Annotated in this window: 20 protein-coding genes; 9 read left to right on the forward strand and 11 right to left on the reverse strand. The window is 56.2% G+C overall.

Annotation, left to right across the window (positions count from 1 at the left end; genetic code table 11):
- The first annotated feature begins 14 nt into the window (after nucleotides 1–14).
- Both ACTNE6_RS06500 and ACTNE6_RS06505 read left to right on the forward strand, forming a co-directional pair.
- Nucleotides 15–1,256 (forward strand): exonuclease SbcCD subunit D C-terminal domain-containing protein, encoded by a 1,242-nt coding sequence (locus ACTNE6_RS06500; protein WP_442499042.1) that lies wholly within the window; start codon nucleotides 15–17, stop codon nucleotides 1,254–1,256.
- Nucleotides 1,256–4,993, forward strand: a complete 3,738-nt coding sequence (locus ACTNE6_RS06505; protein WP_442499043.1) for an AAA family ATPase — start codon at nucleotides 1,256–1,258, stop codon at nucleotides 4,991–4,993. The genes ACTNE6_RS06500 and ACTNE6_RS06505 overlap by 1 nt, the downstream gene beginning before the upstream one ends.
- A 639-nt stretch (nucleotides 4,994–5,632) precedes the next feature.
- Here ACTNE6_RS06505 and ACTNE6_RS06510 read toward each other — a convergent pair.
- The 5 genes from ACTNE6_RS06510 to ACTNE6_RS06530 form a co-directional block, all read right to left on the reverse strand.
- Entirely contained in the window at nucleotides 5,633–7,540 is a 1,908-nt protein-coding gene (locus ACTNE6_RS06510; RefSeq protein WP_442499044.1) for a hypothetical protein, read from the reverse strand.
- 230 nt (nucleotides 7,541–7,770) lie between these two features.
- Complete coding sequence (locus ACTNE6_RS06515) at nucleotides 7,771–8,724, reverse strand: LamG-like jellyroll fold domain-containing protein (protein WP_442499045.1); 954 nt, start codon at nucleotides 8,722–8,724, stop codon at nucleotides 7,771–7,773.
- Between the two features lie 353 nt (nucleotides 8,725–9,077).
- On the reverse strand, nucleotides 9,078–9,362 hold the full coding sequence (locus ACTNE6_RS06520; protein WP_442499046.1) for a transposase: 285 nt from the start codon (nucleotides 9,360–9,362) through the stop codon (nucleotides 9,078–9,080).
- Nucleotides 9,359–9,550, reverse strand: coding sequence for a hypothetical protein (locus tag ACTNE6_RS06525; RefSeq protein WP_442499047.1), 192 nt, complete (start codon nucleotides 9,548–9,550; stop codon nucleotides 9,359–9,361). Before ACTNE6_RS06525 ends, ACTNE6_RS06520 begins: the two co-directional genes overlap by 4 nt.
- Nucleotides 9,551–9,659: 109 nt before the next feature.
- Nucleotides 9,660–10,022 (reverse strand): helix-turn-helix domain-containing protein, encoded by a 363-nt coding sequence (locus ACTNE6_RS06530; RefSeq protein ID WP_442499048.1) that lies wholly within the window; start codon nucleotides 10,020–10,022, stop codon nucleotides 9,660–9,662.
- A 524-nt stretch (nucleotides 10,023–10,546) separates the two neighbouring features.
- On the opposite strand from ACTNE6_RS06530, the gene ACTNE6_RS06535 reads away from it, so the two are divergent.
- The 3 genes from ACTNE6_RS06535 (at nucleotide 10,547) to ACTNE6_RS06545 (ending at nucleotide 12,339) form a co-directional block, all read left to right on the forward strand.
- Nucleotides 10,547–10,693, forward strand: a complete 147-nt coding sequence (locus tag ACTNE6_RS06535; RefSeq protein WP_442499049.1) for a hypothetical protein — start codon at nucleotides 10,547–10,549, stop codon at nucleotides 10,691–10,693.
- Nucleotides 10,694–10,905: 212 nt separating this feature from the next.
- Nucleotides 10,906–11,817: a bestrophin family protein gene (locus ACTNE6_RS06540; RefSeq protein WP_442499050.1), complete on the forward strand. Its 912-nt coding sequence runs from the start codon at nucleotides 10,906–10,908 to the stop codon at nucleotides 11,815–11,817.
- 99 nt (nucleotides 11,818–11,916) lie between these two features.
- Nucleotides 11,917–12,339 carry a UPF0158 family protein gene (locus tag ACTNE6_RS06545; RefSeq protein WP_442499051.1) on the forward strand — a complete coding sequence of 141 codons (423 nt, stop codon included), beginning with the start codon at nucleotides 11,917–11,919 and terminating at the stop codon, nucleotides 12,337–12,339.
- Nucleotides 12,340–12,480: 141 nt separating this feature from the next.
- Here ACTNE6_RS06545 and ACTNE6_RS06550 read toward each other — a convergent pair whose 3' ends face one another.
- From ACTNE6_RS06550 to ACTNE6_RS06560, 3 genes are all read right to left on the reverse strand, one after another.
- Nucleotides 12,481–12,969, reverse strand: a complete 489-nt coding sequence (locus ACTNE6_RS06550) for a calcium-binding protein (protein WP_442499052.1) — start codon at nucleotides 12,967–12,969, stop codon at nucleotides 12,481–12,483.
- A 241-nt stretch (nucleotides 12,970–13,210) separates the two neighbouring features.
- Nucleotides 13,211–13,963 carry an HAD family hydrolase gene (locus tag ACTNE6_RS06555; RefSeq protein ID WP_442499053.1) on the reverse strand — a complete coding sequence of 251 codons (753 nt, stop codon included), beginning with the start codon at nucleotides 13,961–13,963 and terminating at the stop codon, nucleotides 13,211–13,213.
- Nucleotides 13,964–14,053: 90 nt separating this feature from the next.
- Nucleotides 14,054–14,779, reverse strand: coding sequence for a glutathione S-transferase family protein (locus tag ACTNE6_RS06560; RefSeq protein ID WP_442499054.1), 726 nt, complete (start codon nucleotides 14,777–14,779; stop codon nucleotides 14,054–14,056).
- 211 nt (nucleotides 14,780–14,990) lie between these two features.
- Between ACTNE6_RS06560 and ACTNE6_RS06565 the strand changes: the two genes are divergently transcribed.
- From ACTNE6_RS06565 to ACTNE6_RS06580, 4 genes are all read left to right on the forward strand, one after another.
- Complete coding sequence (locus tag ACTNE6_RS06565) at nucleotides 14,991–15,821, forward strand: NAD(+)--dinitrogen-reductase ADP-D-ribosyltransferase (RefSeq protein WP_442499055.1); 831 nt, start codon at nucleotides 14,991–14,993, stop codon at nucleotides 15,819–15,821.
- 69 nt (nucleotides 15,822–15,890) lie between these two features.
- Complete coding sequence (gene draG / locus ACTNE6_RS06570; protein WP_442499056.1) at nucleotides 15,891–16,775, forward strand: ADP-ribosyl-[dinitrogen reductase] hydrolase; 885 nt, start codon at nucleotides 15,891–15,893, stop codon at nucleotides 16,773–16,775.
- A gap of 444 nt (nucleotides 16,776–17,219) precedes the next feature.
- Nucleotides 17,220–18,629, forward strand: coding sequence for a sodium:solute symporter family protein (locus ACTNE6_RS06575; RefSeq protein ID WP_442499057.1), 1,410 nt, complete (start codon nucleotides 17,220–17,222; stop codon nucleotides 18,627–18,629).
- Between the two features lie 71 nt (nucleotides 18,630–18,700).
- Entirely contained in the window at nucleotides 18,701–19,030 is a 330-nt protein-coding gene (locus ACTNE6_RS06580) for an exosortase system-associated protein, TIGR04073 family (RefSeq protein WP_331818656.1), read from the forward strand.
- A gap of 146 nt (nucleotides 19,031–19,176) precedes the next feature.
- On the opposite strand, the gene ACTNE6_RS06585 is transcribed toward ACTNE6_RS06580, so the two are convergent.
- The 3 genes from ACTNE6_RS06585 to ACTNE6_RS06595 form a co-directional block, all read right to left on the reverse strand.
- A complete protein-coding gene (locus ACTNE6_RS06585; RefSeq protein WP_442499058.1) occupies nucleotides 19,177–21,741 on the reverse strand; it encodes an NAD-dependent epimerase/dehydratase family protein in 2,565 nt (854 codons plus the stop codon).
- A 100-nt stretch (nucleotides 21,742–21,841) separates the two neighbouring features.
- On the reverse strand, nucleotides 21,842–22,039 hold the full coding sequence (locus ACTNE6_RS06590; protein WP_442499059.1) for a hypothetical protein: 198 nt from the start codon (nucleotides 22,037–22,039) through the stop codon (nucleotides 21,842–21,844).
- A gap of 2 nt (nucleotides 22,040–22,041) precedes the next feature.
- Nucleotides 22,042–24,687, reverse strand: a complete 2,646-nt coding sequence (locus ACTNE6_RS06595) for a cation-translocating P-type ATPase (RefSeq protein ID WP_442499060.1) — start codon at nucleotides 24,685–24,687, stop codon at nucleotides 22,042–22,044.
- Nucleotides 24,688–24,758: the final 71 nt, after the last annotated feature.

Genomic DNA, 24,758 nt, shown 5'->3' on the forward strand with positions numbered 1-24,758 from the left:
CATCAAGGACAGACATGCTAAGAATTTTCCATACGGCGGACTGGCATCTCGGCCATCATCTGCATGGCGTTTCGCGCCATTTCGAACACCAGCAGTTCCTGACCTGGCTGCTGCAGACCCTGCAGGACAGGCAGGCCGATGCGCTGATTATCGCCGGCGACATCTTCGATACGGCCAATCCTTCGGCCGCAGCCCAGGCGCAGCTTTATGAGTTTTTGGTCAAGGCCAGAACGCAGCAGCCCCATCTGGATATCGTGCTGATCGGCGGCAATCACGACTCGGCCAGCCGGCTCGATGCGCCGTCCCCGATACTGAAAGCGCTGGGCGTGCATGTCGTCGGCGGCCTGGCGCGCAAATCTGATGGCAAAATCGATTGGGAGCGCCTGATTGTGCCGCTGACCGATGCCCAGGGCGCTGTCAAAGTCTGGTGCGGCGCCATGCCGTTTTTGCGCAACGCGGATCTGCCCGGCGATGGCGAGGCTGAAGATCCCTTGATTGCCGGTGTTAAAGACCTGTATGGGCAATTATTCGAAGCCCTTCAGCAAAAGGCCGGTAACGGCGAACGTCTGATCCTGACCGGCCATTGCTACATGGTGAACGGCTGCGTGTCTGAACTGAGCGAGCGCAAGATCCTGGGCGGCAACCAGCATGCGCTGCCGGCCGATATTTTCCCCGGCGACATCGCCTACGTGGCCCTGGGCCATCTGCATCTGGCGCAAAAAGTCGGCCCCCACGAGCATATCCGCTACAGTGGTTCGCCGATCCCGCTGTCATTTGATGAGGCCGGCTATCGGCATCAGGTGCTGCAGGTCGATATCGAGGATGGCCAAGTGGAAACGGCTGCCGTTCAAATTCCGCGCAGCGTCGGGATGATACGGATTCCCGACGGCAAAGATTTTGCGGTGCTGTCCGACGTGATCGCGCAACTGAAAAGCCTGGATCTCGACCGCAACCTGCCTATTGAACGAACCCCGTTCGTGGAACTGAGAATCCGGCTCGACAAGCCGGAACCGGGCCTGCGCCAGCAGATCGAGGAAGCCATCGCCGGACTGCCGCTGCGCCTGCTGAAAATATCGACGGCCTACCGCGGCAGTCAGCAAAGTCTGGCCGATATCGACATCGAGCAGCGGCTGGAAGAACTGCAACCGCTGGACGTTTTCCAGCGCTGCTACCAGAACCGCTACGGCCAGGACGCGCCGGAAGCCTTGACGGCGCTGTTCAGCGAACTGGTCGAAAGCGTGCAGGGAGGCGACTGATGCGTATTCTGGCGATCCGCGGCAAAAACCTGGCCAGCCTGGCCGACGCGTTCGAGATTTCACTGGACGACGGCCCGCTCGCGCAGGCCGGCCTGTTCGCCATCACCGGTCAGACCGGCGCCGGCAAGAGCACGATACTGGACGCCTTGTGCCTGGCGCTGTACGACAAGATACCGCGCCTGCCCGACGGGCATGGCTTTGCAGTCGGACACAGGGACGAGGATGAAACCCTGCGCGTGACCAGCAATGACGTGCGCTCGATCCTGCGGCGCGGTACGGCCTCGGGGTTTGCCGAAGTCGATTTCATCGGCAAGGACAAACAAGCCTACCGGGCGCGCTGGGAAGTCAGCAAGGCGCGCGGCAAGGTGACCGGCCGGCTGCAGGCGCAGGATATCACGCTGATCCATATCGCCAGCGGCCAGCACATAGGGCAGGGCAAAAAGAGCACGCTGGAAGCGATCAGCGAAAAGATCGACCTCAATTTCGACCAATTCCGGCGCTCGGTCCTGCTGGCGCAGGGCGATTTCGCCGCCTTCCTGAAAGCCAGAAAGGACGACCGCTCCAATCTGCTCGAGCGCATCACCGGCACCGATATCTATTCCATACTGTCGATCGAAGCCTTCGAACGTGCCAAGCAGGAAAAAGAGGCGCTCAAGCGCATCGAAGAACAGCTGCAGGGCCAGATGCCGCTGGCCGAGCCGGACCGTCAAGCGCTGGAACAGGAACGCGACCAATGCATCGCGTTATTGGATGATCTGGAAAAAGCGATCAATGCCAATCAGCAAATCCTCGACTGGTATACGGCGCTGAACAGCCTGAAAGCGGCCGAGCAGGCGGCCGGCATTGCCTTCGAAAGCAGCCGGCAAGCCTGGAATGACGCCGAATCCGAACGCCTGCTGATCGAAAAAGTCGAAGCCGCGCAGCCGCTTAAACCCCTGCTGGCGAACTATGAAGCGGCAATGGCCGAAGTCCTGGACGCGCAGCAAAAACTGAAAATCGGCGGCGAATTGCAGGAAGCCGCAGAACTCAGGCTGAATGCGGCCAAAAGACAGGTAGCGGCTGCCTCCGAGGCCTTACTGGCCGCCGAGAAAAAACGGCAGGATGCCCAACCGTTATTGCTCAAAGCCCGTGAACTGGATACGCGCATCGGGATCATGCAGGCCGATATCAATGCCTTGAGTGCCGAACAGGACCGGCAGCAGGAGCAATTGGCAAACGCGCAAGCGCACCACCAGAGCTTGCTGGCGCAACAAGCCGAAAGAAACGGCCAGCTGCAGCAGCTCAACAACTGGCTGGAGGAAAATCAGGCGCTGAAACCCGTCGCGGCCGAATGGAACCGCTGGCAGGGCGAGCTGGAACGCTATCAGATGCTGACGGCACGCAAGGCGGAGATCAAGTTCAAACTCAAAGCCTGCAAAGACACGGCTGATGGCGACGAACGCCTGATGGCCGAAATCAAAAAAGCCATCATCGAAAATCGGCAGGAACAGGACAAGCAACAGACAACACTGGAGCCGCTGAAACAGCAGGCCGGCCAATATTCGCTTGAGGACCTGAACCGGACCAAAGACGAGCTGGAAATCAAACGCGGACAAGTCAATGTTGGCCTGAAACTGGCTCATGAAGCGCTGGCGTTGCAGCAGGCGCTGGCGCAGGACAGTGATAAACTGACCGCCATCGAGCAGACGTTGACCGATGCGGCCGAGCAACTGCAAACGGCAGCCCGGCAACAGTCAGCCAACGTTATCGCGCTCGAAGAGGCCAGAAAATCTCTGGCCTTGATCCAGGCCATCACGCATAAAAACGCCCAGGAATTCCGCGATCTGCTCCAGCCCGGCCAACCCTGTCCCGTCTGCGGAGCGCTCGAGCATCCCTGGCGCAATCATGACCGTGTCGATACGCCGCTGGAGAACGCGCAGCAGGCCAGAGTCAGGGAACTGGAAAGCGAAAAAGTGGCACTGATCGAATCGGTCGCCGGGCTGCAAAAATTGATCGACCAGAAACAGGAACAAAAGCTAGCGCTGGCACAGCAAATGGCTCAGGCCCAGGAGAAACTGGCGGACTGCCATAACGAGTGGCGCGCTTTGTCCCTGCCTGACAGAACCGGACTGGCCCTTGCCGATGCCGGGCTTTTACCGCTGCTGGAACAGCAGGCCGAACATTTAACGGCCGAGTGGGAGCAGGTCAAGCAGCAGGAAAAACAAGCCATAGCACTGCAAAAGCAGATCAAAACGGTTCAGGCTCTGTTCGACGCCAGCAAGCAGAAGCTGGAAAGCTTGATGGAACGGCAGGCAGCGCTCGATAGCCGGCTGGCCGAAGGCAAAGCCAATCTGAACCATTTTTCGGGCCAGCTTCAGGAAACGGAAACGCAACTGAGCGCACTGACCGGGTTGTTGCAGACGCCGTTCGCCCGGATCGACGGCTGGCAGTCCGAGCTGATGCGCGATGCCGACCGGTTCAGGCAAAGTCTGGCTGCCCAGATCGGTCAATGGCAGCAGGCGGAGCAGGATGTACAGACAGTCGCTCGGGCCCTGGCTGATACCGATCGCGAAGAAGAACTCGCTGCCCAGACGCTGCAGCAGAGCCGGCAACTCTGCCAGGCCAAGCAGGCCGAGATCGCACTGAAGACAGAAGAAAAACAGAAACTGTCGGAAGAGCGTAATGCCTTGCTCCCGGATGCCAATGGCGAGACGGTCGACAGCTACGAGCAGATGCTGAACCGCAAGGTGCAGGCAGCCAGAACCGCTTGCGAGCAGGCCGGCCATGACGCCGTTCAGGCCGAAACCGATCTGGCAACGCAGCGGCAAAACCAGAGGCACTGGCAGACTGAGACCGAACGGCGCGCCGGCAATCTGGAAAAGGCTCAGGCCGCGCTGAACCAGGCGTTGGCAAGGCAGGGCATCGATCTGGACGGCCTGAAACAACTGCTCGAAAAGGACGAGTCCTGGCTTAATGAGCAGAAAGCCAGCCGAGCGGCACTGGAAAAGGCGCTACACGAATCGGCCGCGCTGTTGAAAGACAAAGCGGACGAGAGACAGCGGCACGAGATCCATGCGCCGCTGGAGACCGAGGAGCTCGCCAGGCAGATCGCCCAGGAATTGCGGCAACAGCGGCAACTATTGCATTCGCAGAAGGAAGAAAAACTGATACTGCTGCGCGAGGACGACAAGAAAACCAGCGCTGGCAGCCAGCTGAAAGCGGAGCTGGACAAGCAGCAGGCGCGCTGGCAGCAGTGGGAAAGCCTGAACGAACTGATCGGCTCGAAATCCGGCGCCAAATTCCGCAGCTTCGCCCAGAGCCTGACTCTGGAAGCCCTGCTGGCGCACAGCAACCGTCATCTGGAAGACTTCGCCAGGCGCTACCGGCTGCAGCGCGTGCCGGGCAGCGAACTGGAACTGCAGATTATAGACCGCGACATGGCTGACGACGTGCGTAGCGTACACAGCCTGTCCGGCGGCGAAAGCTTCCTGGTCTCGCTGGCGTTGGCGCTGGGCCTGGCCTCGTTGTCCTCGAACAAGACCCAGGTCGAATCGCTGTTCATCGACGAAGGCTTCGGCAGCCTGGACCCCGAAACTCTCGACGTCGCCATCGCCAGCCTGGACACGCTGCAAGCCCTGGGCCGGAAAGTCGGCGTCATCTCGCATGTGCCGATACTGGTCGAAAGAATAGGCGCCAAGGTTGTGGTTGAAAGGCAGGGCGGGGGGAAGAGCCGGGTTTTCGTTGAAGGGACCGGTTGAGCGTGCAGCAAGTGTGAAACCGGAGCTGGAAGCGGCTCATTAAGGATTCAGCTAAAATTACTCCGATATCCCTGGTTAACCCTTTTTCCGGCCAATGGCCGTATCCGTGGGAGCGATGCCTTCATAGCGACTGCTGGGCGAGTTCAAATCGCTATGAAGGCATCGTTCCCACCGAATTTAAAACAAGGCCATAATTCAATGCCAAATCCTAATGTCCTTTTCAGACGACGATTGCACCATTTGATTGGCTTGTATCGACTATGGGCATAGGGCTACTGACCTCACGCCGATCAGTAGTCCTATGCACCATTCTTTTTGTTGGCCGCAACGATTCGATAGACACTTTGTCTCACCAATTTTCAGCTGGCGGGCAATCTGACCTTACTGCACTTTCCAGCCTACTCGCCCGAATTGAACTCGACTGAACAGCTTTGGGGGAACTGCGGCAGTGGCACTTGAGCAACCGCGTCTATGCCAACATCGAGGCACTTGATGAGGCGGTTGCAACCGCTTGGCTGATTCCGAATACTGATCAGCTTACTCAGCTGACTCATTTTCCTTGGATTTAATCAACTCAGTTTGAGGTGCGTATAAATTCCACGAGCAGCGTGGGACCGATGTGCATGAACGTGTGGCGTTTTATATCTTGCCTGCCGCCTTTGCTTGGGCAAAAGCGAGAAAGAACATCCTGTGGAATGGCGGAAAGGTCATGCCTGCTCTGCGGCCGGACGGGTCAATTTCAACAAGAGGTCCCCATCGGCCCCCAAGGGCGAAGGCACGCGGAGGAGCCGTATCAGACGAGCCTAACTGGAATGGCCACCAATGCTGCGTTTGATGATCAACAAGGAAATCGTAGCGCCGTCCGTCGAGTTCCAGGTTTTGTTGCGAGCGCCAATCTTGGACATTTGGTGCGCCGGCAATGGCGACCGATGGCGGTTTAATGACGAGTCCGGAGTCACCGAGCTGTCCGGTTTCGTCCGGACGGCCAGTGTTGTCAGGGGCCGCCCCAAAAGGCTGGTGTGGTATTACATCCGGTTTTTCCAGTGCAGTGGCAATAATGCCGACTGGCAACCCGAGCGGACCGAAAAGCGCCCCCGCATTGGCCAGTTTCAAGATCGCAATTAAAAGATCTGCGAGCGCGCTTTCGGGGGAATTATAACTTTCTGGCGAACTTTCTGGCGAGAGCGGGTCGACTCCTGTCCCGCAGAAGTTAACATTAACATCGCTTGGGTAAGCCGTGTTGTGTGGGCCCGGTGTGAGATACAAGCTATGGGTGCCTTTGGCTACGAACAGCCTGGCATGCGAGTGATTAGGCGGATTGCCTTCGAGCACGACGTCCGCAAATCGATTCACATTCATGACGACGCGCCGCGCCGGATCATTATTATCGGCGGTTTGTGGCATTGCAGTTTCTTGCCAACGCGTCGTCCGACCAACAAAGCTCGGCCGGTAAGGCAAGTTTGTCCCATCGCGTTCCAGCAATACGGCATAGCAGCCCCATTCCCCACCAAATGATCCGTACTCTGTGGCCTCGACGTTCGTGCAGCCGGGTTCGAGCGATTCTTCGTGGGCAGGGAAAAAGAAATAGTAACAAAGGAGCGCCGCATCTTTCAGTGTGTCGAGGACTTTCACGAGATCGGGCGGGCGGCGGTCGGTCGCGAGCAACTCGCGCAATGCGGCATTTTCGATCAGGTGCGCGTGGTACCAGAACTTGCTCTCGTTGAGTTTCGGATCCCCCGTGCCATCAGCGTACCGCGCCGCGATGCCGGCGAGATTCGGATACGTATTCTTACTGGATGAGTCCACCTTGGGCTGCTCCGTACCCGTCGCATCGGTCCAGCTTGCAAGCTCGAGAAAGAACTCCCCGGATCTGCTAAGCACCTGGTGATCAGCGATGAAGACGCCAGGTTCGCCGGATAGTGCAGCAATTTTGCCCTTCGGAATGAGCGGCTGTCGGGGAAATGCTGCGCCCTTACCACCCCAGGAATCCTTGTGATCCGCAGGCTGCTCGGATTTCCATAATGCTGTCGCTTCAAGATAACGCTTTGCGTCCGATGGAAAAAAACGTTCGGCCTCGTGAAAAAACAGCACGGGCTCGAACTGCCGCGCCAGTGTTTCGGCAAGCGAGTGCGGCACACTTGCCGACTTGGCCTTGATTTCGAGCCCGATGGCGGCCGCGTTTGCAGCACCGGTCCATTTCCAACTCAGTGTGCCACTGCCGCCGGCTTGATCCTGCACTTGTAAGCTTCCGGAAAAGACAGAGAGTACTTGGTCGCTGATTTCGATCGCGGGAGGGCCTGGTTCTACTGATTTTCCAGCCCCGCCTATGATAACTGCGCCGATAAGCGTGTTAAGGTTGGGGTTCGGCGCTGTGCCGGGAAAAACCAGCGAAATGTCCGTGGCGCCAGCGATGGCGAGGCGGTTGGTAGTGGCTACAGCATTTTCGCCGTCAATGTCATCGTATTCGACAATAGTCCATGCGCACCCCAGCTGCTGAGCGCCGCTGAAATCGAACGTGACAGGTCCAGATGCCGGTGTTGCGCCCATGGCCCTGAATACGCTCACCCCTCGGCGTGGCTCTGCTGTAATGAGCACATTACCGACGAGAGTCCATGTAAGACCGTTGCCCTGCACAGTGGGAGTTTCCGCTGTCTGTCCTATCAAGCTGCTGTTCATCACAAAAGCGAGTACCAGCCGGTCTGCACCAGGGCTTATCGAGGCTGTTGAGTATAGCGTGCGATTAGCGGCTCTGTTTCCCTGGGCCAGGAGGTAACGCATCATGGATTTGCTCCGTGTGTGTTGAGGCTTGCGTCATCGTAAAGTCCGAGCGCGTCGGCAATCTTTCGGTACATCGCAATCATTTGTCGGTCACAATCGGGCGGCTTGACTTCGGCAAGAATGATACGCAAGCAATCCGACCGAGTAATGCGGAGCACGTTGGGATCAGTGGAGGGATTAATGCCGACTGCCTCAAGCCAACCAAAAAGCTTGACGAAAACCGACACCATCGCATCGCCATCGATATCACCGCTGTGCCATAGTTCGCGGTACTGCTGCGCCGCGGTCTGAAGCCTCTTCCAGGTCTCCGAACCACGGTTGGCGGCACTATGCAGGACGCCGGTAACGGTTTCCTGGATAAGTTCAGTCAAAGGCACTTGGCATTCCGGATGCCGACGCAACGCATCCTCAACCTCAGAGGTAAAGCGTCTCCAGCAGTCGGCAGTCTGGTCGTCCATTGGCCGCTCGAAGAATTCTTCCATCATAAAGCGCGGATTGCGCCGCCAGATCTTGACTTCGTCAATCCGCCCGGCGGCAGGCGTGCCGCCTGAAAGCGAATTGCCGATGCAGACGCCAGGAGGCCCGGGCGGATTGACAGGATGATAGGTCCCAGTGCGCCTCGCGACCAGATCGCCATCGGCATAGAGCTCCATCGTGCCCAAGCCATCGTGCATAAAGCCGAGCGTGAGCCAGCGTCCGGTTGGTACCGAATAGGGTGTTGTAACGGCATCCCAATGGGAATTGACCTGTGCATATTGGTTGGGCGTGCTACGGAACCATCCGTTCAGTGAGCCCGAGCGTACGAAGAGATTGAAAGAATTGCTGTCGATCAGGAAAGCCTCGCTATCGATATCTAACAATAGAGTTACTTCGCCGCGAATTCCGACAATCGATCTCCAAGCTGGCGCATCGGTCGGAATGTCGATCGCTCCTTGAGCATTAGCGATGTTCACTGCCCCTGAAGATGCTGTTGCACCATCTACGAGGAAAGCGGAGTCCGGAATATTAGACGCTTTGCCGTGACTTGCACCGGTGGGAGATAGATCGAGGACTACCCCGGGAATTCCCGTGTAAGTATGATGACAGATCAATTCCCAAATTTCAGCCATTTGCGCTCGTCGTTTAGCGCGCATGTACCACTATGAACAACTCATGCGCAGAGATTCGATAGGTGTACAGAGAAAATCAACAGTCTTTTGCATAAAGGATTAATGATCACTTTGATAAACGATTAATAAAAAAATTCAAAAATCTTGTGTTCATTTGGCAGTAGAAATTGCTGGATTTGATTTAGAGTATTTATCTATTACGTAGAAACATAGCCTGAATGCCTGAAGAGATTGAGGCACTCATCAGCCTGAAACTTACCCAATAGTTTACCTATGAGTTGCCAGAGCTTATCGTAAGTACGTTCCGCCGCCTTGCGCAGGAGCGCCTTCAGCTTGGCAAAGACCTGCTCGATCGGATTCAGATCAGGACTGTAGGGTGACAGGTATTTGATCGTCGCACCGTGCGCTGCAACTATGGCCTGGACTTTCGCCACCTTATGCGCCGACAGGCTGTCACAGATAACGCTATCGCCGGGCTTCAAGGTCGTCCCAGTTGCGAACGCAGATATTCCTTGAAGGCTTCGCCTGTCTTGGTCTGGTCCAGGCACCACGGGGCCGTGAGTTCATCGATGCGCAAGCCGGCAATAAAGGTCAGGGTTTGCCAATGACCCGCCGGTGCCGCACCCCAACACAGGGCACCGCCCAAGGCTCGTTCATAGCGGCGCGTCATGTTCGTAGTTATCCCCGTTTCATCCAGAAACACCAGTCGGGAAAGATCGCAGGTTTGCTGCCAGGCTTGCCATTGCTATCGGGCCATAACGACATCCTCGCGTTGCTGTTCACTGGTGACCAGCGTTTTTTTTATAGCGATAGCCCAATTTGTGCCGGATAAACTTATCGATCGCCGAGATCGAAACACTTAGGCTGTGTTCGTCTTCCAGCCAGTTCTGCAGTTTCTTCAAGGTCATCGACGGGCTGTTCGCCAGTTGGGCCTTGATGGCGGCTTCATACGGTTCCAGCCGCGAGCGTCTGTAGCCGCCAAAAGGCTTGCCTTGAACGGCTCCGGTTTCAAGCCACAAAGCGTGCATTCGGCAGACAAAGGCCAGGCTGACCTTGTATTGCAAAGCCACGACCCGCACGGTGTTGCCTGCGGCAACGGCTTCTACCCGGCTATGTATATCTTCTGGATAAGGTTTGGGCATGATGAAAATGGCTCATCTCGTTTAACACAAGGTTAGTTTATAGGATGTTTATATCTATACAATAACCGCTCTAAGTCGTCATACCAATAGCAATCGCCTCAAAAAAATGCCAGCATTTTTCAGATGGAAAGTTGTTTTTTAACTGTTTGTGACCTACAGGGTTGTTTCTGTTCTTGAGCGCATTCGGCGCTGTCAGCGCCGGTCAATCATCAGTCTCAATCAGAAGAACAGTCCATGAAAAACCTATTCATCATGACAGTGACTTTGCTCATGCTCACAGCCTCCATGACCAATCGGGCTGGTTAGGAAGGTGCCGCCGGTTCAGCGTCGGGAAACGGCAACGGTTTCGTTGGCCTGTGGGAGGCGGTCGACCCCCAGGACAGGTCTCATCTAGTCCTTTCCATTACCGGCAATGGCGAGGGCTCAGTCAAGTTGCTCGTTCACGATACATACTTCGCCACGTGCAATGGCGGACGAGGGATTGCTTAAGGCATGAGGGAAGTCCCGCAGAGCAATCCTTACAAGTGGAGGATTACACGATTACCTGTTTTGAAACCGGCGATACCACGACAGTGCCCATCACTTTAAGCAAAAATTCAGACGGCACTTTATCGCGTACCGGCGCTACACCATTGGCTCTGCTGGTAATTTATCATCAAACCGGCAAATAGCGGCAACTGCAACCGGAAACCTGCATCAATCCAAATCAGGGACGGCATTTGAAAAAAACAGTTCGTGCCGCCGGATAAATCGTACAGCGTGGCGCAGCATCTTCCGCTGCTTGTGATCCGACTCGCCTTTTTCCTTCGGCGTTAGAGAAAAGTAGGCCGCGTCGGCGATTTATGGAAAAATAAGGCCATCACAACGCATCCGGACCGATGATATGCTGCTAGAAACCAGGATTCCGCTAAGTTATTTATTCGACAAGATTAAATATGATCTGTTAGTGGTGCTGGTCATATCCGGCGTGTTTCACACGCTGAAAATCGTTTTCGTCAGGCATTTGCCCGTCATCCCTTTGTCCCTAGTTACGGTCCTGGGCACGAGTATCGCCCTGCTGCTGGCCTTCAAGCTCAACCAGTCGTACGACCGCTGGTGGGAGGCGCGCAAAGTCTGGGGGGCGATCGTAAATGATTCACGTACGCTGATGCTGCAACTGCTCGGCTTCATAGTCGCTGAAAAGCTGGAGGAACAGAAGGTCGGTTCGCTTGTGAGACAAATGGCATACCGGCAGATCGGCTGGTGCTATAGTCTGGGCCAGTCATTGAGAAAGCAGGACCCTATGGCGAATCTGGACAGCCTGGTTGCCGCTCATGAACTGAAAGCGCTCGAAGAACAAAGCAACAAGCCGCTTTACCTGCTTTTGCGCCACATGGCCGATTTGAGAGAACTGCATAAGCTCGATGTGCTCAACGATTTTCAGCAAATACAGGTGCAAGGCACGATCAGCCGGCTTTGCGATTCAATGGGAAAGGCGGAAAGAATCGCGAACACGGTGTTTCCCGCCACTTACAGGAAGTATTTGCACTTTTTCATTTATATTTTTTTGATTTCGCTCTCTATCGCTCTGGTAGAGAGCGTCGGCATTTATGAAATACCCCTGCTTGTGGTGATCGCGTCCACTTTTTTCCTTATTGAAAAATCGGCAAGACACTTGCAGGACCCGTTTTCCAACCGTCCGACCGACATAGCGGTTACCGCCATCGCACGGACGGTGGAAATCAATCTAAGGCAACTGCTGCTCGAAAAGGACATTCCCCAGGCTGTAGCGCCCGGCAAATTCTATATCCTGTAATTTTTTCATCCGAAAGCAGGATCTTCATGGCTATCAGGCGAAATTCGGGCGTGATAGGATAACCGGCCAGTTTTACGTCAATACAAATGAGGAATAGCCGTGGCTGCAAAACTTTCCGATATCATCAACGCCATTGAATTCATCAGCGCTGATCCGGCTCTCGAAAGCGAGGCGTTTTTGTCGCTGAACAGTGGAGAAATATTTATCCGTTCCCCTGATTTTGAGGAAGAGCTGGAGAATTGTCCGGATGATGTTGATGATTCGACCGAATACCTCCCGCTCCCGCACAAACATGATCTGGGACTTGGCGTGAGGCTGGTCCATGCCTTCATTGATGAATACCGCCCGTCCGCAAGTGACGACGTATATGCCATGTTCAGGCGGCGTGGCGCCTATGCAAGGTTTAAGGATTGGGCCGATCGGGAAGGGCTGCTGGACGAGTGGCATCGTTATGAAGATGAATCGAAAACGGCAGCCGTTCGGGAATGGTGCAACGAAAACGACATCGAATTTTCTGAATAATGGTTGCAAGACGGGCGCAAGCATTGGGAAGGCTTGAGTTTAGCCGCTGCCGAAAGCACATTAACGGCGGGACGACAATACGCGTATAGGGCGTGGCGGAGAAGATGGCCTTCGGCTTGCGCCGAAGGCCATGATGCGGAATTATTCGCAGTTGATTACGGTATCGGCATCCCTGGCCGGGCCAGTCATGCAGGAATCTGTGCCGGTGCCGCCGTTCAGGCTGTCGGAGCCGGGACCCCCGCCGAGAAAGTCATCGCCCTGACCGCCCGATGCCGTGTCGTTGCCAGGACCCGCGCCGAGGAAATCATCGCCGCGGTCGCCGGACAGCGTGTCGTCGCCCGGATGCGCGTGCAACGTGTCGTCGCCGTTGCCGCCGCAGACGATATCGTTGCCGTCGCCTGCGTAGACTTCATCGCTGCCGTTGCCGGCATAGATCACACCGCCGGCGCTCGTGCCGGCGATGTGATCGCTCTCACCAGTGCCGACGCAGGTGGCCGGGATGCCGTTGCACATAGGGATGTTTCCGGCACGGGCGGCGGAGGGATCGGCGCAATTGATATCGGCGGCCCATGCTGCTGGCTGGGCCAGCATTAAAGTCAATGCGCAGCCGGTCATTATTCTGGTTTTCATTCAATACCTCATAAATGGAGTCAATACTGCCAAACAGCCGTTTGGTTACCGGCTATACAGCAGAATCTGTGCCATTTTTTAAGTATTTGAAATTATTATAAATTAATATTTTAATAATATACTGTTGCGGAATTTGCTCTGGCAGGGCAGTTTAAATAACACAGTTTTATAAAAAAATGCGGTTGAATTAAATGTCTGTCAATTAATGCCGGACCCGATAGGCTGCGGCATAGTCATTGGACTATATCAGAAAATCTTCCAGCAACCGGCTGTCAAACGGATTTTGCGCGGCCACCGTCTTGTCTTCATCGGTGTTGTAGCCCCACAAGGCGAAGATGAGTTTGACGCTGGCCAGTTCATCGTTTTTTTGCACATTCAACAGGGTTGGCAGCCTGTCCTCGACAAAATGAATCGGTTGCTGCGGATGTTTTTCCAGTAATCCTTTCAAAACCTCCTGTTTGCTCATATTGCGGTCGAGACCGAAAATATGCGCGTCGGGCAGATCAACTTGATTGGCTTTCAGTATCTGTCTGACGAAGCGCTCCTGCTTGGTCGTGATGATATACCAGAGGCCCTGCTGCCCCAGCCGCCGCAGTTTGTCGCCGATGCCGGAGAATAGCGGATTCATGTCGACCCACTCGGCCAGCGCCGAGTCTATCCAGGCGTCGCGTGTTTCGCCGAACAGTTTTTTCAGGTCATCGACAGTCACTTGCGCATCTTGCATCAGCGCCTGGGTTTTGCCGGCGTAATCGCTGTAGATTGCATCCGTCGTTTCGCCCAGATGCAAAAGGCGCATGGCCAGTATTGCTTCATAGCCGGTTTCGATGATCGGCCGTACCCGGCGAAACTGGTCGATCAAGGATTGCGGCGGTACAGGGCCGGGCATGTCATCCCAGATCTGGCCGGCGCATTTCCAGCCTGTTATCGCGGTTTCGACCGCGCTGTCGCAGATCACGCCGTCAAAATCAAGCGCATAGATGATGGAGTTGTTCATAAGTTTATTGTTGATGCAGCGATGGACAAGATAGCCTTGGAAAGATGCAATTCTACCTCAAATTGACCGTTGAGGCATGACACTTGCCAATCACCGATAGTCTGCATATAAGCGCTTGACCCAGGCCGTTTTCCCGGAATAGCTCTCGCTGATCTTCTCCAGCGGCTCGGGGAATGGTTGCGGCCAATCGACGCCGTATTTTTCCGCTTTGCACAAAGGCGCCAGCAATGAAGCGACAGCCAGATCAGCCCGCGTGAAGCAATCGCCGACCAGGAATTTCCGGTTCTGCAGGTGCGCATCGAGTTTGTCGATCGCTCGATCGAGCTGTTCAAGCGCTGTCTGCGAAGTGCTTTGATTGAGCTTCATCTTGTTGCGCATGGCGCTGCTCAGTTTCGGGTATATGAAGGGCATGACAAAGCGCCCATACCAGGGGCCGCCGTTGGTAAATATCGGGATCAGCATGTCCGGATGGTCCAGCAAGACATGATAACAGACTGCCCTGACCATAATGCCTATCTGTTCATCGGCAAATTTCTCCCATTCCATGGCTTCCTGCCTTAATGCCTGATTGTCAGGCGTCAGCGGCGATTCGGGAAAATGCGCATCCAGATAATCGACAATATCGCTGGAATTCTTGATTATCTTGCCGTCATGGACCAGAACAGGGAGTGATGATGTACCGCTCAGCTTCGTGGCCTTGGCCATGTGCAGGCCGGGCAGGAGATTGACGGTCCGGTAGTCCAGCCTCTTGTAATCGAGCGCCCAGCGCACTTTTTCGCAGTAATGGGAGATAGGGAATTGATAGAGGGTCAGCATGATGATTTTTTCCTGAAAATCAAGGTATTGCTTGCAAATTCAAGTCTGTATCTGACGGGCATCTTTGGCCTGAATATCGCTTTTAGCGGCTAAGCTGCGTCGCAATATAAAGCAAATTCGTCAATTTATCATTAACGGTTTTTGTTTTTCCTAGGGTGTTTTGCCTGTACCATTGGATCAATAAGAAATAAAGGAGAGCAGGTGGTTGATTTTGAATGACGCAATACCGCAATGCGGCCGCAATATCGCATTGACCGGCCACAGCACCAATCTGCTGGGCATTTCGACAGCTTTTCTGGCCAGCACCGATTTTAACGAACACCCTTGCGAATTGCACATACACGGCACCCGCGAAACCAATGCCGGCCTGTTCGATAAACTGGCGGAGGCACAGACCGTGGCGCAGGCAGGCGCTCTGTTTCAGGATTACATGAGCCTGGTTTTCGGCTTTGAGGACGAGCAGCGGCTTAAGGTCGATGCACAAGGCCGGCGGCGGTTTCGCAGCAGTTATCTGAGCCTGCTGCAGGATTGGGGCTTCGATTCCAACAATGCGCAAAGCGCCGTATTGAAAGGCTGGGTGGAAAGCCGCTTCGGTTTGTTGCCGACTTATCACAAGGCGCCGATCAGCGGTTTTACGACCAGGGCCTGGATGGAGTACATCCAGGACAAAATGAACAGCCGCTATCACAACAACTGCATCTATCTGCAGCTCGACCTGCTTTACGAATTTTGCCAATGGGTCGCGATGCGCTTCAACACGCCGGCTGGCAGCCATTTGACGCTGTACCGGGGCGTCAACAAACTTACAGATTGCGTGCAGGAAAAAAACGACGGCCACCGGATGATCCTGCGCTTGAATAACATCGTTTCATTTACCGATCGGTACAGCCAGGCCAGTGAATTCGGCGACTATATTATCGAAGCGAAAGTGCCGAAGGTGAAGTTGTTGTTTTTCAATGATCTGCTGCCCCGGCACACCTTGCGAGGAGAGTCCGAATATCTCGTGATAGGCGGCAGTTATCAGGTGCAAATATCTTATTAGCTTGAATATTTCACGAAATCTATCGTTCTCACGCAGAGTGCGGGACCCCTAACAATGGGAATATACAAAATGAACTTGACGCTAAAAGACCGCGCTCTTGGCGCTTATCTGGGCTTTGCCTGCGGCGACGCGTTAGGCGCTACCGTAGAATTTATGACGCCCGAACAAATTCGTACCGAATACGGCCTGCACCGCGACATTACCGGCGGCGGCTGGTTAAAATTAAGGCCCGGCCAGATTACCGACGACACTGAAATGTCGATCGCGCTGGCGCAGGCCATGATTGACTGCGGCGGCTGGGATCTGACGCGCGTGGCCGATTCATTCGCGGCCTGGCTACGGTCGCAGCCGGTCGATATCGGCAACACCTGCCGCCGAGGCATCCGGCGCTATATTAAAACCGGAGCGCTGGCAGGCCCGGTTAACGAAGCCGAAGCAGGAAACGGCGCCTGCATGCGCAATTTGCCGGTCGCAATTGCAACGTTGGGGAACGCACCGGCCTTCGAGCGGCAAACCCTGGAGCAATGCCACCTGACGCATCATCATCCGTTGTCCGATGCGGCTGCATTGTGCCTGGGGCGGATGCTGCAAGCGTTGGTTGCCGGCGAAGGCATCGAACCCTGCCGGCAGCAGGCGGCCGCCTTGATAAAAGCGCACCCCGAATTCCAATTCGATCCCTATCCGGGCCGTGCCGGCGGATATATCGTCGCGACAGTGCAAACCGTGCTTTACCATTTTTTTCATACCGATTCTTTCGAAGCGTGTCTGACCGATACGGTCAACCGGGGCGAAGACGCCGATACCACGGGCGCACTGGCCGGCATGCTGGCCGGTGCCCATTATGGGATTGATGCCATTCCCCGGCGTTGGCTGGATCGGCTGGAGCCGGCTGTCAGCAGGACCATAGAGCGGCAGACCGAGGCCTTATTGAAGCTGAGCCACTCTGAAATATAGCACGTGTAGGCTGGGTTGGAGCTTTAGCGGAAACCCGGCATGGGCGGCCCAAAAATGCTGGGTTTATCAATCCAACTGTAGGCTGGGCGGGGCATGTTGCCTCGCCCAAAACTTTCAGCATTGCTAAGCGGAACCTCTAAGCCCAGCTATTGCAGAAACGTTAGGGACAGGGTTACAAACCCTGTCCCGCTTGGTTGGAGCTTTAGCGGAAACCCGGCATGGACGACTCCGAAATGCTGGGTTTATCAACCCAGCCTGCCGCTGTTAAAAAATGTGGTGCTCGGCGCGGCCGGGATAAAAACGTCCATGTGTAACATCCATTATTATCCTTGGCTTGATCTTCGTGACCTCTGTCCTCGCGTTTTCATTCCTCACAAAATTCCACCTCTCGCGTTTCAGCAAGGTACGTTAAAATGGCGCCTTTTTTGAGCCCATTTAAAGAAAATGCCTACAGTCATCTACGGGATTATTGCCTATATCCTGCTGCAATTGTTGATAGGCGTGTATTTTTCGCGCCGCATCGTCAGCGAAAGCGATTATCTGCTGGCCGGACGCAGCCTCGGTCCGGGCATGGCCAGCCTGAGCGTATTTGCGACCTGGTTCGGCGCCGAAACCTGCATAGGCGCGGCCGGCTCAGTCTACGAAAGCGGTCTGTCGGGCGCGACCGTCGATCCGTTCGGCTATACCGTCTGTCTGGTGCTGATGGGCATGGTGTTCGCCGTGCATTTGTGGCGGCGCAACCTGACCACGCTGGCCGATCTTTTCGAGCAGCGCTATTCGGCTAAAATCCAAAGTCTGGCCGTGTTGCTGATCGCGCCGACTTCGGTTATGTGGGCAGCGGCGCAGATTAGAGCTTTTGGGCAGGTGTTGTCGTCCGCGTCGGGATTTGAAGTGGAATGGGCGATTGCCGCCGCGGCGCTGGTTGTGGTCATCTATACCATGTACGGGGGGCTATTGGCCGACGTCGTGACCGACGCCGTGCAGGGCATCGCGTTGATTATCGGTTTATTGCTGCTGTTGTTTTTTGTGCTGAAGGCCGGCGGCGGGCTCGAGGCATCCATAGCGCATATTCAGCCGGAGCGGCTTAGCCTGTTCGGTGCGGGGGAGAACGCATGGGTTGATAAAATCGAGCAGTGGGCCATTCCGATCTGCGGATCGGTTTTGTCGCAGGAGCTTGTGGCGCGCGTGCTGGCCAGCCGCTCGCCCGAAGTGGCGCAAAAAGCCTGCATCCATGGCGGCCTGTTGTACCTGGCAGTAGGGCTGATTCCGGTTTTCATCGGTCTGCTCGGCTTTCAACTGGTGCCGGGATTGGCGCAGCCTGAGCAGATACTGCCGCACCTGGCCCGCGAGCATCTCAATACGTTTTTATACATCGTTTTCGCCGGCGCGCTGATCTCGGCTATTCTGTCGACGGTCGACAGCGCCTTGTTGGCGGCCTCGGCCCTGGTGTCCCATAATCTGATCGTGCCTGCCGTCAAGACGATCAGCGATCAGGACAAGGTCAAAGCCGCGCGGATTCTGGTCATGGTGTGCGGCATTATCGCCTTTGTGCTGGCGCTGCATGCCGAGCGTGTTTATACGCTGGTGGAAGAGGCGTCGGCGTTCGGCAGCGCCGGCATTTTCATCGTCGTCGTTTTCGGCCTGTTCACGCGCTTCGGCGGCAGTTTGAGCGCCGCCGTCACGCTGCTGGCCGGCATGTCGACGTGGATAATCGGCCACCACTTCATGAATATCGGCACGCCTTACTTGATATCTCTGGCTGTGGCGCTGGCCAGCTATGTGCTGATGGGATTCTTTGAGGCTTGGTGGGTCGAGCGTGGATTGATGGTTAAACGGAACGACTTCAATTTTTAATGTCTAATCTATACAGTAAGATATCCTTTCCACACAACAAGAATACAACAAACACGAAGGAAGGTAGATATATGAAAAAGTTACGCGTTTATCTGATGGTGATATTTACAGCGCTGACTATGTTGTCATTGCCTGAAGCGCATGCACAATCATCCTCGCAGAAATTCGGCCGGGGTCTGGCGGGCATGACCTGCGGTTTTCTTGAGATACCGGGCAATATTGTGCAGGAAACGCGGACCCAAGGCGCCGTTGGCGTACCCATCGGCTTGGCAAAGGGATTGGGCATGTTTGTGGCTCGCGAACTGGTCGGCGTTTATGAGTTTATTTCCGCGCCTTTCGCGGCGCCGGCAGGTTTCCGGCCTATTTTACAGCCCGAGTATCCTTGGGATTATTTTGAATAGCACGTGTAGGCCGGGTTGCAGCTTTAGCGGAAACCCGGCATAGGCGGCTTCGAAAGGCTGGGTTTAGCGACCCAGCCTGCCGCGCCGCTCACTTCGACCACCAGAAGGTATGCAGTGCATACCCTACGCCTTTAAAAATCCAACCGCTAAACCAAATACCGGCTCCAACTGCCATACCTGTTCTCGATCTTGCCGCGCGGCACGCTCGCCGCTATCAACAACAGCGCTGCCGCAACCCCTGACCAGTCGGCAAGGGTGCTGCCGCCCTCCAGCATCAACGGCGTAGCCATCAGGGCGAAGGCCAGCAGCACATTGACAAAGCGTACCGGGCGTGCCGATTCGGCCAACGCCGTGATGGAAATTGTCACGACGAGAGCGCCGATCAGATGGTCGCTGTTGGCTTGTTCGCCTTGCGTTCCGAAAATCAGCCGCGTGCACATCAGCCAGATGCCGATGGCCGTGCTCAGCACCAGCGACCAGGGCAGATTGACGCCGCCGCCGGCCATGTCCTTGATGATCGTCCAGGGCGAGCCTTCGAAACTATCGGGTTCGGTCTTGCGGCCGCCTTCCATCGTATCGCCGCGCAGGAACGCCAGAATGACCGATTTGCCCTTGCGGCGGCGCTCGGCCAGAAACTGGCCTGTGGCGATCAGTTCATCGACGGAATAGGGAATCTGGATCAGCATGGCCGCGGCCGCTATCAGGCACAGCGTGCACCAGGTGCCGATCAGAATGGGCTGGATGATGATGAAGAAAATGCTGACGGCGCCCAGCGGCACGATCATGACGCCGAACAGAATGACCAGCCAGGGCATCGTGCGCCAGCGGTCGCGCCCGCCGATGATGCCGGTCAGTATCTCCAGCAGATAGGTTACCGCGCCTAGCCCCGCGTCGGGTATGGGCCAGGCTTTGGAGACCTCGGACGTGATGACGCGCTCGGTGCCATCGCCGAAATAAGGGTCCCAGGCGTCCGGTATATGGCCCAATTGGTAGGCGGCCAGATAGCGCGAGATGTAGAGCCCGATAAAGGCCAGGAGAATGATCGGCACGCGCTGCATCCATGACGACGGGTTGTAATCCCAGCCGGGCGGAATGTCGGGGCCTTTCAGGCTGGCAATGAGGCCGATGCCCGGCATGGGGCGAACCAGCATTGAAAAGCCGATCACGAGAGAGCCTACCAGCGTATCGTTCAGATAAGCCGAAGCGCTCGGCGTCCAGAACACCAGCGGCGCGAACAGCAGCCACAGTCCTACGGCCGCGTTGGCGATGCGCGCCCAGGCCATGCGCCGCGACAGCGACAGCGCTCCGAACACCAGCACCAGCGCGCCGGCGGCCAGGTCGTTGACGGCCATGGTAGCGTCCCGGTAACCCAGGATAGGTGGGCTGCTCATGAGCCAGGTGCCCAAAGCCATGTTCAGAAAATGCGCCCAAAGGTTTTCGCGGTGCGCGTTGCGCCAAGACCGATTATATTCATGCAGCAGGTGTTCGGCCGGTTCGGGCTCGGCGGTCATGGTCTCGACCCATTCCGGCGCAGTCAGTTTGTTGCGTTTGTACCAGCTCAACGGATCGGCCTTGAGCGCAGCCACAATCGCCGGCAGCGTATCGCGCAATGAATGCCGGGGCTCCCAATTTAACAGGTTTCTGGCCCTGGAGATATCCAGTTCATAATGATCGTCGGCCAGGTCTACCATGAACGGCTTGATGAAAGGCTTTTCGCCTTTGTCGATCGAATCCGGTATCGCGATTTCCATCTGCGCCTGCAGCCCGGCGCCGACCTTGGCCAGCATTTTCGGCAGCGTTTCGGTCGGCCATATTTCCCCGTGAATCAGATAGCCGATTTCGTTTTGCAGCGCCTCGTAGCCCATTGTCAGCGGCTCGCCTACGAGCAGTTTGAGTTCAGCGGGCAGTTGCCTGCGTTGCCGGACCATACGCACGATAGCCTCGATCAGGTCCTCAATGTGAATGAACGACTGGCCGTGCGAGATGTCACCTGCAAAAAACCGGCTCGTGAACTGGCGCTCATAGATCCGCTGTATCTGATTCGCGAGCGTTGGCGGCAATACGTTATCGGTATAGACGCCGGCAATGCGGACCAACACATAAGGGATAGCGCCGTGCTCGTTGATAACAACTTCCTCGGTTTCCAGTTTCGACTGCGGATAAGCCCATTTTGGCTGTAGCGGCGAGTCTTCCGTAATAGGTATGCCGGGCTCGGTGGGCGCATGCACGAGCATCGTGCTGGCATAAATGAATTGCTCGACGTCAAAGCCATGCAATGCCCGCAGCAGGCGCCGGGTTCCCTTGACGTTGACGCTCTCGTACAACGGGTGCGGCTCGCCGGTGAAATCGTAATAGCCGGCTAGATGCACAACCGATGCGATGTGCGCGCCGTAGTGCTGGCGCACGTCATCCAGGGCTTTTTCAACGGCGCTGTCAGAGGTCAGGTCCAGATCGATCAAGTCCGGAAGCTTCGATGGATCGGCGCCCCTATCCAGACCGACAATGCAGTAATGTTGCGCCAGCGCCTTGCTCAGTGCCTGGCCGAGGAAGCCACTGATGCCGGTAATCAAAACAATGTCTTTCGCGGCGTTCGCAGTCTTGTTACCCATGATCGTTTTCTCCCAAGAGGTTTGAGCGATCTCCGGTTTATCGAAGAATCCCGAAGCATTTACCGACCATTTTTCGAGCAGGAAAGGGAAAATAAAGTTCATGCATTCAGCGCTGATGCGAGCGCATGTGTCAGTGGCCAGGCGACCGGGCCGGTTTTCGGTCGGAGAGAGGATGGGCGTCAGGCTCGAAGGTTCTTACTGTTCAAGACCAGCCCATGCGATGCAAGGGCATGGGCATGGGCGTTGCGGCGCCTTCGGGAATAGTGTGCAGCGTAATGGTGAACACCGATATCCCAGAGGCTTCCGTTGCCCGGCCGATGTAATGGGGCGTGAGCATCGCCTCTGGTTTGCTCGCCGATGCCGTATGCATCGGCTTTTCCCGGTATGTCTGAGCTGTCAAGGCTAGGTCCGCCGGCGGCGTACCCATTTTTCGATTTCTACGGTCACGAATACCACCGACGACAGCCCCAGGCAGAACAGTAATTCATTCAGGCTCAAGGCCTGGGTTTTGAATATCGGCTGCAAGACGGGTACATACAACACTGCCATTTGCAAGCCGAAAGTCAGTATTACTGCGCCAAGGAGAGGCAGGTTGGAAAACAGCCCTTGCCGAAACAGCGAGACCCGATCCGAGCGAATCGCCAGCACATGGCCCATCTGCGACAGCGTCAGCACCGTGAAGACCATGCTCTGCCAGCGCGGGGAATCGGTTACGTAGGCCCAGCCTTGGGCAAACAGGGACACGCCGGCCATCAACAGACCGACCCACAGAATGTGTTGCCACATCCCTTCGGCGAAAATACTTTGCTGGGGTGGGCGCGGCGGGCGTTGCATAATGCCCCGTTCCTCCGGTTCTACTGCCAGGGCCAATCCCGGCAATCCGTCCGTCACCAGGTTGATCCAGAGGATGTGAATCGGCAGCAAAGGGATCGGCAGACCGATAAAAGGCGCCAGGAACAGTGTCCAGATTTCCGCCGAATTGCCGGTTAAGGCATATTTGATGAATTTGCGGATATTGTCGAAAATGCGCCGTCCCTCGCGCACCGCTGTTACGATGGTCGCGAAATTGTCGTCCAGCAGCACCATGTGCGAAGCTTCCCGCGCCACATCGGTGCCGATCTTACCCATCGATACCCCGATATTGGCAATGCCGAGCGCCGGGGCGTCGTTGACGCCGTCGCCGGTCATCGCGACGAATTCGCCCTTATCCTGAAGCGCCTGCACGATTTTGATCTTTTGTTCCGGCGCCACGCGCGCGTAGACGCGCACAGAGTTTACCCGCTGCTCGAATTCTTCGAGGCTCATATTGGCCAGGTCCTGCCCGGTCAGTACCTCGGAGTTTTCATCCGCAATGCCGAGCCGAAGGGCAATGGCTTTCGCAGTGGCGGGATGGTCGCCGGTAATCATGACCGGCACGATGCCCGCGCTGCGGCATAAATCCACCGCCTGCTTCGCTTCCGGACGCGGCGGGTCCATCAAGCCCACCAGGCCCAGAAAGCACAGTCCGCTTTCCAGCGCATCGCCGCTCTGAGGGGAAGGTCTTTCGGCCAGCCGCTTCCACGCCAGTGCAAGGACCCTGAGCCCCTGCGCGGCCATTTGTTCCGCCGTTGCCATGACGTTTTCCACAGCCAAAGGCTGCGGGCCGCTGGCATGCCATTGTTCGACGCAGAGAGGCAGCAGATTTTCCGGGGCGCCTTTGGTATAAACGACAAAGCCGCTGTCATCCTGGTGCAGGGTGGACATCAGTTTGCGTTCGGAGTCAAAGGGGACCTCGTCCAGCCGCGGCATCGTTTTGACCAGCTCAGCGCCGTCATAGCCTGCGCGGACGGCGGCTTCATACAAGGCCGTTTCGGTAGGATCGCCCACCACGATGCCTTGCTCGTCGCGGCGGGCGTCGTTGTTCAGAGCCAGGGCGTGGAGCAAGGGCGGCGGAAAATCCTGAGCGATGCCTTCCCGCATGCTTTCTTCCACGTAAAAGGCTTCGGCTTGCATGCGGTTTTGGGTCAGGGTGCCGGTCTTGTCCGAGCAGATGAAGGTAACCGAGCCCAGCGTTTCCACCGCAGGCAGGCGCCGGATCAGCGCGTTTTTCTGTACCATCCTTCGGGCGCCCAGGGCCAGAGATACGGTAGACACGGCAGGCAAGGCCTCTGGAATGGCGGCCACGGCCAAACTGACGGCAGTCAGAAACATCAGCACCGGCGGCTCGCCACGCAACAGGCCCACGGCGAAAATGATCGCGCAGATGGTCAGCACCAACAATGCCAGGCGCTTGCCGAATACGGCCAAGCGTTGCTGCAGCGGTGTTTTGCTTTCCTTATCCTGACTCAGAAGCCTCGCGATTTTGCCCAGTTCTGTTTCCATTCCGGTTGCGACGATCATGCCCAGGCCACGGCCATAGGTCGCGATGGTGCCTTTGTAAGCCATATTGCGGCGGTCACCGAGTGGCGACTCCAACTCTCGCAATACGGCGCGGCTTTTCTCTACCGGCAGAGATTCGCCGGTCAATGCCGCTTCTTCCACCTTGAGCCGCGCAACGTCCAGTAGCTTGAGGTCAGCGGGTACGACGTTGCCCGCTTCCAGCAGCACCAAATCGCCCGGAACCAGATCCCGTGCCGCCACGGTCTGAATACTGCCGCCGCGCAGCACTTGCGCCGTCGGGCTGGCGAGCCGCTTGAGCGCCGCCACGGCCCGTTCGGCGCGGAATTCCTGTATGAAGCCGATAACCCCATTCAACACCACGATGACGGCGATCGCGATCGTATCGCTCGATTCTCCGATCAAGCCGGACACGATGCCGGCCAAGATCAGCACGATAATCATAAAATCGGTGAACTGCCCGATAAACATGCGCATCGGACCGCGCCGGCGCTGCTCCATGATCATGTTCGGCCCGAAAGCGTCCAGCCGGCGCTGCGATTCTTCGTGATCCAAGCCTTTTTCAGGGTCGACCTTTAGCCACGCCGCCGCCTGCCATGGCTCAAGAAGATGCCATGGTGTCTCAAAGCGTTTGCTTTTTTCCGGATTTTCTTGTTTTTTTGTGGCTTGCATTGTTTAAATCACAGAGAAGAAATGAATATCGTTTTTTCGGGATATAGTATTTCGATGCTTTCGCTGATGTC

The organism is Methylobacter sp. sgz302048 (assembly GCF_052162025.1).
In the GTDB taxonomy this organism is placed as follows: Bacteria; Pseudomonadota; Gammaproteobacteria; order Methylococcales; family Methylomonadaceae; genus Methylobacter.